Origin of the sequence: Halomonas sp. A29, from assembly GCF_046723295.1 — a bacterium.
Taxonomy (GTDB): Bacteria; Pseudomonadota; Gammaproteobacteria; order Pseudomonadales; family Halomonadaceae; genus Halomonas.
Genome location: NZ_JAXQPR010000010.1, coordinates 134144 through 146885, shown reverse-complemented (window position 1 = coordinate 146885; position 12742 = coordinate 134144). Strand labels below are relative to the sequence as shown.

The following is a 12742-nucleotide window of genomic DNA, read 5'->3' as shown; positions in this document are numbered from 1 at the left end:
CGAAGCGGCGCGCCGCTATGGCGAGCTGCACGGTGACGATGAGCCGGTCCATCTGCGTGTGCGACTGCGTGAGCGTGAGCGCGAACTGGCCAATGAGCGCCAGCGGCTGGCGGAGGAAGAGAGCCGCCTGCGCGCGCTGCACCGGGCGCGGCTCGACTTCGCCGAGCGCAGCGAGTTGGCGCCGGAGAAGTGGCTGGCCGATGCCCGGCGCCGCTACCCGCGATTGCTGCGGGAAGCGGAGACGCTGGAAGCCGATATCGCCGCCCGCGAACGCTACCTGGAAAGTCTCTCGGGCGACCCGCTGGAGCGGCGCGTGGTTGAGGCCGAGGCCCATCGCCACCTGGACGATGCCGGCATCGCCTGGCAGCCACTGCATGCGGTGCTCAACGTCGAGACGCATACCCCCGAGCAACGCCGCGAATGGCTGGTGCAGGCCGCCGGTGTGCTGTTCGCCCCGGTAGTGGCGGGGCGCGAGGCGGCCGAGTCCGCCGCCGCCGCGCTGATAGAGGCAGGCCTGGCGGTGCCGGTGTTCGAGGCCGAGGCGCTTGCCGACTTGCTGGCCCGTGGCGAGCCGCCGCTGGGCGCCGTGGCCGGGGTGGAAACTTTGGCGGTCAAGGCCGCGCTGGACCCCCGCTACCTTGAGGCGCTGCGCGAGGCCACCGAGAAGCGGCTTACCGCCGACCGTGAGCGACAGAAGGCGCTGACCATCGAGTGCGAGCGACTTGATCCCCATGGAGACACATTCAACCTGGCGCTGCGCGCACGTGAAGCCGACGAGGCGGACGTCGAGGTGGCGCTGGAGGCAGTGGCTGAGCAGCAGGCGGCGCTGGCCGAACGTGAGGCCGAGCTGGCCCCGCGGCTGAGCGACACCGCGTTGTCCTGTATCGACGACTATCAGCGCTACCTGCAGGAGGGTGGCGAGATTGCCCAGCAGGAAGCCGCCGAGGCGCGGCTCGAGGCCGAGACTGCGCTGGCCGAGCTTACGCCCCAGCGCGAGCGGGCCGCCCGCGAGCGGGAGGCGCACGGGCCGACTTGGCTTGCCGCCGAACAGGTCAGCGACGCCGGCGGCGTTGAGCGGCTCCAGGCGTTGGAGACGCGCCTCGCCGAACTCGAGCGTCACCTGGCCGAGGCGACGGTCAGGCTGGCCAGCGCCGAAGAAGAGAAGGAGGCGCTTGCACGAAAAGTCGTCGAGACCGAGGCCCAACTGCGCGGTATCTTCAGCGACGGCGAGCGTGATCGCCTGCGTGCCCTGGCGCGCTTCGAGGCCGATGGAGGCGTCGACTTCATGGCCAGCGCCGGTGAGGTGCAGGCCGAACTGGAAGCGTCACAGTCGCGGGCGACCCGGCGCGCCGACTTCGATTTCACGCGTATTCGCGCCTATCTGGAAGTGCGCGATGCCGGCGGCGGCAGCCAGAAGCTCGAGCGCGAGATCGCCCGGGTCAAGCGTGAGCTCGGCGAGCTGCGCGACAAGCGCAAGACGCTTTCGGCAGAGCGTGATGTGCTGGAGGCGCGCCTGGCCGAGCAGCGCCGCGCGCTGGCCTGCGTCGACCAACTGGCCGTGGAGTGGCTGCGGGTACTGCGCGAGCTGCCCGAAGGCTGGCCGCGACGCCTGGCGGCGCTGGTCGATCTCGATGAGGCCAGCCGCTGGCCCGGCGACACGGCTGAGCTCGAGGTGCGCAATGAAGCGCTCGACGCCTGGCGTGCCATGGTCGGTGGGAAGAACGAACAGGGTGAGCTCGACGTCGAAGCGCTGGAAACCTGTCAGCAGACTCTGGTCGATGCCTTGGGCGAGCTCAACCTNCGAACAGGGTGAGCTCGACGTCGAAGCGCTGGAAACCTGTCAGCAGACTCTGGTCGATGCCTTGGGCGAGCTCAACCTGGGCGAGCGGGCGCGCAACCGCGAGCGTCAGGCGCGCCAGGTCGAGACCGGCGAGCGCAAGCTGGCCGAGGCACTCGCCGAGGCGGCGCACAGCCGGCTGTTCAGCGACACCGAGCGTGCTCGATTGGCAGGCCTGACGCACGCCAGCGCCGAGGCCCTGGACGACCTCTCGCGGCTGCACGACCAGCTTGCCGGCCAGCTCGACGAGCATCGAGTGCGGGTCGAGCGGCTACATGCCTCCCGCGAGCAGATCGAGGGAACCCTGGTGGAGCGGCTCAGTTCGATCATCTCGGATGCCGCCGGAAACCTCGACATCCTCAAGCGCGTGGCCAAGAGCAGCGGCGAGGGCGGCGCCTTCTTCGAGGTCAAGGCCTCGCTGATCGGCCCCGACCAGTTGCGCGACTTGATCGCCACGCTGCTGGCCGACATCGACGAGCATCAGGCGGCCATGCGCCGCCGCGCCGAGCGTGACGGCGGCATGGTCGATGGCGAGGCGCGTCGTCGGGATGACGACCTGCTGCGCCAGATTCGTCGGCGCATCTATCGCGGCCTGTTCCACGACGTGGCGATCCGCCTCAAGCACGACGCCATTCGCCCGCATGGGCGGCTGTTCTCGCTCAACGAGGAGATGTCGGAAGGGCAGCGCGAGGCGGTGTCGCTGATGTGGCTGGTCAAGCTGTCGGAGTTCGCCATCGAGCGCGAGCTGCGCGAACTGCCGGGGCACCACCGCCGCCGCGCCCGTACCAGCCGCGAGAGCGTGATCCTGCTCGACGGCCTGTTCTCCAAGCTCTCGCACCGCCGCCTGATCCAGGACTCGCTGGAGTCGCTGCGCAACACCCGCGGGCGCTTCCAGATGATCGGCCTGATCCACAACCCCAACTACGAGAACGACCCCGACATCTTCCCCACCTATCTGGTGGGCAGCGTGATCGGCGGCGCCCAGGGGCAGGGCGGTCACGTGATGGTGCGCGACGGCCGCGTCACGCCGCCGGAGACGGTGGGGCGCAGCGTCGGCGAGGCCAGCCTGTTCGGCATTCATGTCAGCGAGCCGGCGACCTCCTGAAGGTCGCAGCTCATAGGGAGAAGTACCATGCACGTTATCATCGATCTCTGCGTCGTCCCGCTGGGTGTTGGGGTATCGGTCTCGCCGCAGATTGCTGCCTGCCAGCGGGTGATTGAGGCGTCCGGCCTCGAGCACCACATGCACGCCTACGGCACCAACATCGAGGGGCCGTGGGACGAGGTGATGGCGGTGGTCAAGCGCTGTCACGAGGTGGTGCACGAGATGGGCGCACCGCGCATCACCACCACCATCAAGCTGGGTACGCGCACCGACCGCGAGCAGTCCATGGCCGACAAGGTGTCGAGCGTCGAGAACAAATTGCGCAACCCTTGAGCCGTCATCACACAACATCTTCAGGTCGGCAGCGGCGCCAGCCAGGCATCGCCCAGCCGCAGTAGGTGATCGGTAAGGGCATCGAGGATCTTGCCGCCCTGGCGCCAGTGGTGCCAGTAAAGCGGCACGTCGATGACATGGCCCGGCGACAGGTCGACCAGACGGCCGTCGGCCAGGTAGGGGCCGGGATCGATCTCCTGTAGCCGACCTTCGCTGAGTTCCCGCTCGGCCTGGCGCTCCGGCACCATGCCGTAGCCGAGCCCCGCCAGCGCCAGGCCGACGAAGCCTTCCGACGAGGGGCAGAGGTGATGGGGGAAGGGCGGCTCCACGCCGTGCTTGGCCAGGTAGCGGTGCTGCAGGCGGTCGTCGGGGCCGAACACGATGGCCGGCGCGCGGCGCAGCGCCTCCGGCGTCACCCCATTGGCAAAATGGCGCGCGACGAAGGCGGGGCTGGCCAGGGCGCGATAGCGCATGCTGCCCAAGGCGTGGCTGCGCGCACCCTGAACCGGGGTCGGTGAATCGCAGATACAACCGGCCACGTCGCCATCGCGCATGCGCTTCAGCGCCACCTCCTGGTCCTCCACCACCAGCTCGAACAGTACGGGGTTCTGCTCGCAGAAGCGGCCGATGGCCTCTGGCCACCAGGTCGCCAGGCTGTCGGCATTGATCGCCAGGCGCAGGCGATGCTCGTCACTGCCGAGTGCAGGCACCTCGCCCAGCAGGTCGCTCTCGAGCAGACGCACTTGTTGTGAATGGTTGAGCAGCTTGCGGCCCAGCGGCGTGGGGGCGAGGCGAGGGCTTCGTACCAGCACTGGTTGACCCAGGCGCGCCTCGAGCAGCTTGATGCGCTGCGATACCGCCGACTGCGTGAGGCCCAGATTGCGGGCGCCACGCTCGAAGCCGCCCTGGTCGACCACCGCCACCAGCGCTTCGAGCAGCTTGTAATCGAGCATCAGTATTTCTTATCCCCCAGTCGGTTTATTCATTTCATTAATTAATTGCTTGAGCTTAGCCTTGGCGACAGCGTCTCGCCAAGGAGAAAGTCACATGTGGATGTCATGGCTCAATGGGTTACTGATTTGCGCAGGGCTGATCGTTGCCATCGGTGCTCAGAACGCCTTCGTACTGCAGCAAAGCCTACGTCGCCAGCATGCCTGGCTGGTGGCCGGGATTTGCGCACTGTGCGATTGGCTGCTGGTGGGCATCGGCGTGCTTGGCCTGGGTGTGCTGATTGCCCAGCAGGAAGAGCTGATGGAGGCGGCACGCTGGGCTGGGGCCGCCTTCCTGGCCTGGCAGGCGTGGTTGGCGTTCCGGCGGGCCTTCGCTGGGCAGGCGTTAGCCGCGGGAGGCGGTAGGGTACAGTCGTGGCAGGCTGCCCTGGCCGCGACGCTGGCCGTGACCCTGCTCAATCCCCAGGTCTATCTGGAAACCGTGGTGCTGCTTGGTGCCATTGGCGCGGTGCAGCCGAGTCCGCTGGGTTTCTTCATCGGTGCAGCCATGGCTTCTTTCGGCTGGTTCTTCGGCCTGGCGGCTGCGGCCGGCTGGCTGGCCCCTCGCTTGGCCAATCCTCGGGTGTGGCGGGCTATCGATTTGGTAATCGGCCTCATCCTGGCTTGGGTGGCGTGGAGGTTGGCGAGTGGCGCCATGATGCCCTGAAGTATCGATGTCGGTTGTAAACCTACCTTTACGGCGTGTCACGCTGACGAACCACTGGGAAGACCGACTCCAAGCGATCTGCGCAGCTGTAAGGTTTTTCTTACGAAAAGGGCAGAGGCAGGTGCCTCGTGTCCTTACTCTAGGCCACAAAGGAGCGTTCCGGCGGGCGCGAGGGGGCACTAGTCTGGAGGCACGCAATTGGCTACGCGAGTCGGTAGCCAAGCTTTCATAACAAGGCCAATGAGCCCCCTGGAGGAACCATGAACGCACCTGCCAAGACCGTCTCACCGATCAGCCAAGAGAACCCCATCGGTACCAACGGCTTCGAGTTCGTCGAGTACAGCGCGCCTAGCGCGGAGGGCATCGAGGAGCTGCGCGCGCTGTTCAACCGCATGGGTTTCACCGAGACCCGCAAGCACCGCTCCAAGCAGGTCTTCCTGTTCCAGCAGGAGAACGTCAACTTCGTGCTCAACGCCGAGCCGAACAGCCATGCTGCCGAATTCGCTCGTGTACACGGCCCTAGCGCCTGTGCCATGGCGTGGAAGGTAGCCGACGCCAAGCAGGCCTTCGACTATGCCGTGGCGCACGGCGCCGAGCCGATGGAGAACCCGGTCGGCCCCGGCGAGGTGGGCATTCCCGCGGTGCGCGGTATCGGCGGCTCGCTGCTCTACTTCGTCGACAACAAGGTCGACGATGAAGGACGCACCATCTATGACATCGACTTCGAGCCGATTCCTGGCCGCTCGCGCAACGACAACAGCGTAGGTTTGAAGGTGCTCGACCACCTGACCCATAACGTCGACCGGGGTCAGATGGACGTCTGGGCCGATTTCTACACCGAGATCGCCAACTTCCGCGAGAACCGCTACTTCGACATCAAGGGCAAGAAGACCGGCCTGCACTCTCGCGCCATGACCGGGCCTTGCGGCAAGATGCACATTCCCATCAACGAGTCGGCCGACGATACCTCCCAGATCGCCGAATTCCTGCGCGAGTACAATGGCGAGGGCATCCAGCACCTGGCGATGGCAACAGACGACATCTACGCCACGGTGCGTGCGCTGCGCAGCAACGGTGTCACCTTCCTCTCCACGCCGGACACCTACTACGAAAAGGTCGATGCGCGCGTGCCCAACCACCAGGAGAAGGTCGAGGATCTGCGCGAGCTGAGCCTGCTGATCGACGGTGGCGAAGGCGAGGGCGTGCTGCTGCAGATCTTCACCGAAACCGTGATCGGCCCGATTTTCTTCGAGATCATCCAGCGCAAGGGTAATGACGGCTTCGGCGAGGGCAACTTCAAGGCCCTGTTCGAGTCGATCGAGGAGGATCAGATCCGCCGCGGCGTCCTCAAGGCGGATTGATTGCCGGCGGCCTCACCTTCCAGGGTGAGGCCGTTTTTCTATGGCAGGATCAAACCCTGCTCTAGTGAATAAATACAAGAAATTGTCGTTGCATTGTCGGTATTGTGCCGGGCATATTGCTGCGTCAGTTCATAACAACGACTTCCCTGGTGACGTAATGACGACCGAGCAACAACCTCGCGCTCAGTGGCTAGGCCGCTGGGGCTTCGTGCTGGCGGCGACGGGTTCCGCCGTCGGCCTGGGCAATATCTGGAAGTTCCCCTACATGACGGGCGAGCACGGCGGTGGCGCCTTCGTGCTGGTCTACCTGGCTTGTATCCTGGCAGTGGGCGTGCCGGTGATGATGACCGAGATCGCCTTCGGGCGGCGCGGCCGCGGCAGTCCCATCGATGCCGTACGCCGGGTGGTGGCCGAGTCCGGGCGCTCTTCGGCCTGGTCGCTGCTGGGCTGGATGGCGATGCTGTGCGGCTTCATGATCCTGTCGTTCTACGTGGTGGTGGCCGGCTGGTCGTTCTCCTACCTGTGGAAGATGCTGACCGGTGGGCTGGCGGGCACCGGCGTCGACGATATGGTGGCGATCTTCGTCGCCAACAACGAGAGCCCGCTCAACCTGGGCTTCTGGAGCACCCTGGTGACGCTGGCGACCATGCTGATCGTGGGCAAGGGGGTGCAGGCAGGCATCGAGAAGAGCGTGAGCTGGATGATGCCGGGCATGGTGGTCATGCTGCTGATCCTGATCGGCTATGGGGTGTTCTCCGGTGGCTTCGGCGAGGCGTGGCGCTTCCTGTTCTCGTTCAAGACCGGCAGCCTGTCGAGCGAGGGCATGCTGGCGGCGTTGGGGCACGCGTTCTTCACCTTGTCACTGGCCTCCGGTGCGATCCTGACCTACGGCAGCTACCTGCCGGCGCGGGCCTCCATCGTTCGCACCACCTTCACCGTGGCGGTGGCCGACACCCTGGTGGCGTTGATGGCCGGCCTGGCGATCTTCCCCATCATCTTCGCCAATGGCATGAGCCCCGAGGGCGGGCCCGGCCTGCTGTTCATGAGCCTGCCGCTGGCGTTCCAGGCGATGCCGTTGGGCACATTGTTCGGCATCCTGTTCTTCGTCATGCTCTCCATGGCGGCATTGACCTCGTCGATCTCAATGGTCGAGGCCACCGTCTCCTGGCTGGTGGATAACAAGGGGATCTCCCGCCGCACTGCGGCCTGGGGTACCGGCATCGTGTTGTGGCTGGTGAGCACCCTGGCCATGTTGTCGTTCAACCTGGGCGCGGACTGGACGTTGGCCGGTCGTCACTTCTTCGACTGGCTCGATTACCTCACCTCGCGTTGGATGATGCCACTGGGTGGCCTGGGCATGGCCCTGCTGGCCGGCTTCGTGCTGAAGAGCGAGAGCTTCCGCGAGGAGCTGGGTCTGGCACCGCACTGGCATGCGCTGTGGCTGTTCATGGTGCGCTACGTGAGCCCGCTGGGAATCCTGGTGATCTTCGTCGATGCGCTGGGCATCGCACGCGTGGAGTTCGGAGTGCACTGGCCGTGGATACTTGGCGTGCTGGCATTGGTCACGCTGATCGGGGAGTTGGTGAGCCCCCGGCTGCGGCGTACCCTGGCTGGCTGAGCGAACGGCTTGCCCCGGCCGGGGCAAGCCGTTATTGTCGGGCCGGGTCCGCTAAGGACGTTGCATCGAGATGACAGGATGATCTCACCCACGAATTACGCTACCGGCCTGGTTGCGTCTCGCTTGCTGCGAGGCGCATTGACGCTTCTGGCACTGCTCTTGATCGCTGGCTGTGCCGGACGCGATGGGGGCCGTAGTGGCGAGCGGGTATCGGCACCTTCGGGCTGGAACGGCGAGCAAGGGCAGGCCTCCTTCTATGCCGACCGCTATCACGGCCGCCGTACCGCCAGTGGCGAAGCGCATGACCGCAATTCGCTCACGGCGGCCCATCGCAACCTGCCGTTCGGTACCCGGGTACGCGTCACCCGGTTGGACAATGGCCGCGAGACGGTGGTGCGCGTCAACGATCGTGGCCCCTTCGTTCGCGGTCGTGTCATCGATCTCTCGCGGCGTGCCGCCGAAGAGCTCGATATGGTCGGGCAGGGCGTGGTGAACGTGCGGCTAACACCCGAGTGAGGAAGCTGGCCGTGCCTCAGGCGTGTCTAGGCTGGCCAGCCATGCGACAATGAGGCATCGCCAGCGCCGAGCGTAAGCCCATGTCTCCCCCCCGCAGCGAATCCATTGCCGAACTCCAGCGCCTGCGCCGCGGCCGCTCGCGGCGCGGCTGGCTCACGCGCAGCTTCCGCCTGCAGGTGATGCTGCTGGTCGGCTTCCTGCTGGCCGGCATGCTGCTGGCCCAGGGCGCTTACCTCAACCATCGCAAAGCCGAGATCATCAGCCATCAGATGGGTGAGCGGGCACTGGCCGTGGCACTCAGTGTGGCCAGCATCCCGGAGCTGATCGCCGCCTTCGACGACCCCGACCCCAGCACCACGATCCAGCCCATCGCCGAGCGCATTCGCCGCGAGACGGGAGCGCGTTACGTGGTGGTGGGCAATACCGACAGCCTGCGCTACTCCCACCCATTGCCGGAACGGCTCGGCCAACCGATGGTGGGCGGTGACAATGAGAGGGCGCTGCTGCATGGCGAATCCTACGTTTCCGAAGCTACCGGCTCACTGGGCGAGGCGGTACGCGGCAAGACCCCGATATTCGATGCCGAGGGCAATATCATCGGTATCGTCTCGGTGGGTTTCATGCTCGACCGGGTGGCCCTGGACGTGATTGAACACACCAGCCTGGGCTGGTGGCTGGTGGCGTTGATGATCGTGTTCGGCTTCGCCGGGGCTTATTTTCTTTCGCGCCATTTGAAGAAGGTGATCCTCGGTCTCGAGCCTTACGAGATCGCGCGCCTGGCCATGGAGAAGGAGGCCATCCTGCAGTCGATCCATGAGGGAATTCTGGCGGTCAACCGCGAGGGGCTGATCACCTTGGTCAACCAGCAAGCGCGTCGCTTCCTCGGCCTGCCACCGGCCGAGGAGGTGCTGGGGCGTCCGATCCAGGAGGTGGTGCCCAATTCGCGCCTTTCCGAAGTCCTCGAGCGTGGCGAGCGGCAGTTCGACCAGGAGATGTGGCTCGGCGACCATCCCATCGTGGTCAACCGCGTGCCGATCCTGCACGCCGGTGAGATCGAGGGGGCCGTGTCGACCTTCCGCAGTCGGCGTGAGATCGTCGATCTTTCCAATGCGCTGAGCGCCGCCAGCCGTGACGTGGACATGCTGCGTGCCCAGGCCCACGAATACTCCAACAAGCTCTATACCATCTCGGGCATGCTCCAGCTCGGCAGAATCGAGGATGCCCTGGCCTTGATTCATCAGGAGAGTGAGCGCCAGCAGGCGCAGATGACCTTCCTCATGAAGCACGTGGCCGATCCTGTGGTCAGCGGTACCCTGCTTGGCAAGCTGACCCGCGCGCGGGAGCTCAACGTCAACCTCGAGATCGACGACCAGAGTTCACTCTCTGCACCGCTGACCCTGGCCGGCCAGGAGGTCGTGATGACGGTGCTCGGCAACCTGATCGACAATGCCTGCCATGCGGTGCGTGAGCGAGGGGAGGACGGGCAGGTGCGCCTGTTCTTCACCGATCTCGGCGAGCAGTTGCTGGTCGAGGTGGAGGACAACGGCCCAGGGGTGCCGCCGGAGCATGTCGAGGCGATCTTCGAGGAGGGTTTCTCGACCAAGCCGGGTAAACATCGCGGTATCGGCCTGGCGCTGGTCAGTCGGCTGTGCCGGGAGCACGGCGGTGCCATCACGTTGGAAGAGAGCGAGCTGGGCGGCGCCTGTTTCACGGTAGTGCTCGACCGCTCATTGTGTCGGGAGGTAGAGCCGCTCGACGCCGGCAAATGACAATGACAACGACAACGACAAGAGCAACACGCCATGAGGGAAGAGATGTACGAACCGGGCCAGATGCCTGACGAATACGGCATCCTGATCGTCGAGGACGACTTCCGGATTGCCGAGATCCACCGCGCCTTCATCGAGCAGAGCCAAGGCTTCCGAGTCGTGGGCATGGCCCGCAGCGGAGCCGAGGCGCACGAGCTGATGGCGCACCATGCCAGCGACGTCCAGTTGGTGCTGCTCGACGCTTACCTGCCGGATGTCGAGGGCCTCGAGCTACTGTGGGCACTGCGCCGCGATCACGTGCACATCGATATCGTCATGATCACGGCGGCGCGGGAGGTGGATACCATTTCCGAAGCGCTGCGCGGTGGCATCTTCGACTACCTGATCAAGCCCGTCGAGGCCGCTCGGATGGCCCAGATGCTGGCTCGCTTCCGGCGTGAACGCGAAGCGCTGGCGGCGCGCAGCGAACTCAACCAGGAGGAGCTCGACCGAGTATTGGCTCGGCTGCGGCCGGAAGGCGGGACGAACAGCGGCGCGCGCAGCCTGCCCAAGGGTATCGATCGGCTCACCCTGCGTGCGGTGGTGGCGGCACTGGATAGCGCAGGGAAGCCTCTGGCGGCAATGGAGGTCGCCCGCGCCATGGGGGCCAGCCGCTCGACTGCTCGGCGCTACCTGGAGTTTCTGGTTTCGGTGCAGGTCGTGGGTGCCGAGTTGGGCTATGGTGATGTGGGCCGGCCGGAACGACGCTATCGGTTGGCGGGAGATGCCTCTGCGTGGTGTGAAGAGTAGCGTGAACATAATGGACAAAATGCACACAAAGAACTATTTGTCTTTTATGTTCAGAAGCTTGTCTGACCCTTGCCGTGCCTCTAACGTTCCTGACGTACGCCTGAGGGCGACTCGCATAATAATTAACCGCAAGTTGGAGAACGCCATGACTGCCAAGTTTCCCGCCAAGCGCCTGACGCTGCTTGCCCTGCCTCTGGCCGCTGCGGCCGGTTTTGCCACCCTTGCCCAGGCCGATGATTGGACGCCGAGCCGTTCCATCGAGTTCATCGCCCCGGCCAACCCGGGCGGCGGTTGGGATACCCTGGTGCGCACCACTTCCCGCGTGCTTCAGGAAGAGGGCCTTGCCGACCAGAACTTCGCCGCCATCAACGTGCCGGGAGGCGGCGGTGCCGTGGCCTGGGCGCAGATCGCTCGCGACAGCGGCAACCCGCACAAGCTGTTCGCCACCAGTCCGCCGATCATCCTGGTGCCGCTGGCGGGTACTTCGCGCCACGATCACACCGACTTCACGCCGATCGCGCGCCTGATCACCGATTACTCCATCGTGCTGGTACGCGACGACTCGCCCTACAGCGATCTCAACGAACTCTTCGCCGCCATCGAGGAGAGGCCCAACCTCAGCATCGGCGGTGGCAGTGCCCCCGGCTCCATGGACCACATCTCTGTCGCCGGCCTGGCGTCGGCGGCCGGGCTGAATGCATCGGAAGTCAACTACGTACCGTTCTCCGGTGGCGGTGAGGCCATGACCAGCCTGATGGGCGGCCATGTCGAGGCAGTCATCACCGGTGCCGGCGAAGCCTCCGGCCAGCTCGGTGAGGGCAGCCAGGTCCGCGCCCTGGGCGTTTCCGCCCCAGAGCGCATGGGCGGTGTCCTGGCCGATGTGCCCACCTACCAGGAGCAGGGCATCGACTACACCTTCGATATCTGGCGCGGCGTGATGGGCGCACCGGACATGCCGGAAGAGGCCGTGGCCTATTACGAGGATCTGTTCGCCCAGATGCTCGAGACCGACGGCTGGGAGCAAGCCCGCGATCAGCTCGGCTGGATCGACGCCTACCAGAACAGCGAGGAGTTCGGTACTTTCCTCGACGAGCAGCAGGAGCAGTTCCGCGAAGTGCTGAACGATCTCGGACTGCTCGGCCAGTAAAACGCACGCAAGGTCGCCGGCAAGAGCTCTGCAACGGAGCCCTTGCCGGCTCATCCGGCAACACCTTAGCCGCTCGGCTCGAGGTCTTCCCCATGACACGATTCAATACCAACCAGTGGCTGGCTGCGATTCTGGCCCTATTCGCTGTCGTCTATCTGTGGATGGCATGGCAGATTCCTTCGTTCCCGCTGCCACGCCCGGTGGACTCCGATCTCTTCCCCAAGGTGCTGGGTTTCACTCTGCTGGGACTGGCCGCCTTGCTGTTCTTCGAGCGCCCGGCGGCGGCAGTCAGCGATGACGACGCTGCCGATGCCGCGGCGGAACCGTCCCTGGAGAGTGAAGGCCAGCCTCTTATGCTGCGCCCCTGGTCACGTGTCGTCGTGACGTCGATGGCCATCGTCGCCTATGCCTTCCTGCTGGTGCCTCTTGGCTTCGTGCTGGCCTCCACCGGGCTTGGTTTCGGCTTGAGCTGGTACTACGGCTATAAGCGCCATGCCATCAACCTGGCGGTTGCGCTGGGTGTGGTGCTGACCCTGTACCTGACCTTAACCCGTGCCATGGGCGTCTATCTGCCCACCGGCCTGCTGCCAATCTGACTGGCCCGGAGATCG

10 protein-coding genes are annotated in these 12742 nt (G+C 65.4%); 9 read left to right on the top strand and 1 reads right to left on the bottom strand.

Going from position 1 to position 12742, the window contains the following annotated elements:
• Window positions 1-2969: 2969 nt before the first annotated feature.
• Window positions 2970-3275, top strand: coding sequence for an MTH1187 family thiamine-binding protein (locus SPH52_RS18935; protein ID WP_411796610.1), 306 nt, complete (start codon window positions 2970-2972; stop codon window positions 3273-3275).
• 20 nt (window positions 3276-3295) lie between these two features.
• Here the strand turns inward: SPH52_RS18935 and SPH52_RS18930 are convergent, their stop codons facing one another.
• Complete coding sequence (locus SPH52_RS18930; RefSeq protein ID WP_411796609.1) at window positions 3296-4228, bottom strand: LysR family transcriptional regulator ArgP; 933 nt, start codon at window positions 4226-4228, stop codon at window positions 3296-3298.
• 94 nt (window positions 4229-4322) lie between these two features.
• Here SPH52_RS18930 and SPH52_RS18925 point away from each other — a divergent pair, with 94 nt between their 5' ends.
• The 8 genes from SPH52_RS18925 to SPH52_RS18890 all read left to right on the top strand — a co-directional run bounded on the left by SPH52_RS18925 (window position 4323) and on the right by SPH52_RS18890 (window position 12727).
• Complete coding sequence (locus SPH52_RS18925) at window positions 4323-4931, top strand: LysE/ArgO family amino acid transporter (protein WP_411796608.1); 609 nt, start codon at window positions 4323-4325, stop codon at window positions 4929-4931.
• A gap of 260 nt (window positions 4932-5191) precedes the next feature.
• Complete coding sequence (gene hppD, locus SPH52_RS18920; protein ID WP_411796607.1) at window positions 5192-6292, top strand: 4-hydroxyphenylpyruvate dioxygenase; 1101 nt, start codon at window positions 5192-5194, stop codon at window positions 6290-6292.
• 157 nt (window positions 6293-6449) lie between these two features.
• Window positions 6450-7910, top strand: coding sequence for a sodium-dependent transporter (locus SPH52_RS18915; protein ID WP_411796606.1), 1461 nt, complete (start codon window positions 6450-6452; stop codon window positions 7908-7910).
• Window positions 7911-7988: 78 nt separating this feature from the next.
• Entirely contained in the window at window positions 7989-8426 is a 438-nt protein-coding gene (locus SPH52_RS18910) for a septal ring lytic transglycosylase RlpA family protein (RefSeq protein ID WP_411796605.1), read from the top strand.
• Between the two features lie 80 nt (window positions 8427-8506).
• Window positions 8507-10195 carry an ATP-binding protein gene (locus SPH52_RS18905; RefSeq protein WP_411796604.1) on the top strand — a complete coding sequence of 563 codons (1689 nt, stop codon included), beginning with the start codon at window positions 8507-8509 and terminating at the stop codon, window positions 10193-10195.
• Window positions 10196-10228: 33 nt separating this feature from the next.
• Entirely contained in the window at window positions 10229-10984 is a 756-nt protein-coding gene (locus SPH52_RS18900) for a response regulator (RefSeq protein ID WP_411796603.1), read from the top strand.
• A 145-nt stretch (window positions 10985-11129) separates the two neighbouring features.
• On the top strand, window positions 11130-12131 hold the full coding sequence (locus tag SPH52_RS18895; RefSeq protein ID WP_411796602.1) for a tripartite tricarboxylate transporter substrate binding protein: 1002 nt from the start codon (window positions 11130-11132) through the stop codon (window positions 12129-12131).
• A gap of 92 nt (window positions 12132-12223) precedes the next feature.
• On the top strand, window positions 12224-12727 hold the full coding sequence (locus SPH52_RS18890) for a tripartite tricarboxylate transporter TctB family protein (RefSeq protein WP_411796601.1): 504 nt from the start codon (window positions 12224-12226) through the stop codon (window positions 12725-12727).
• Window positions 12728-12742 lie beyond the last annotated feature (15 nt).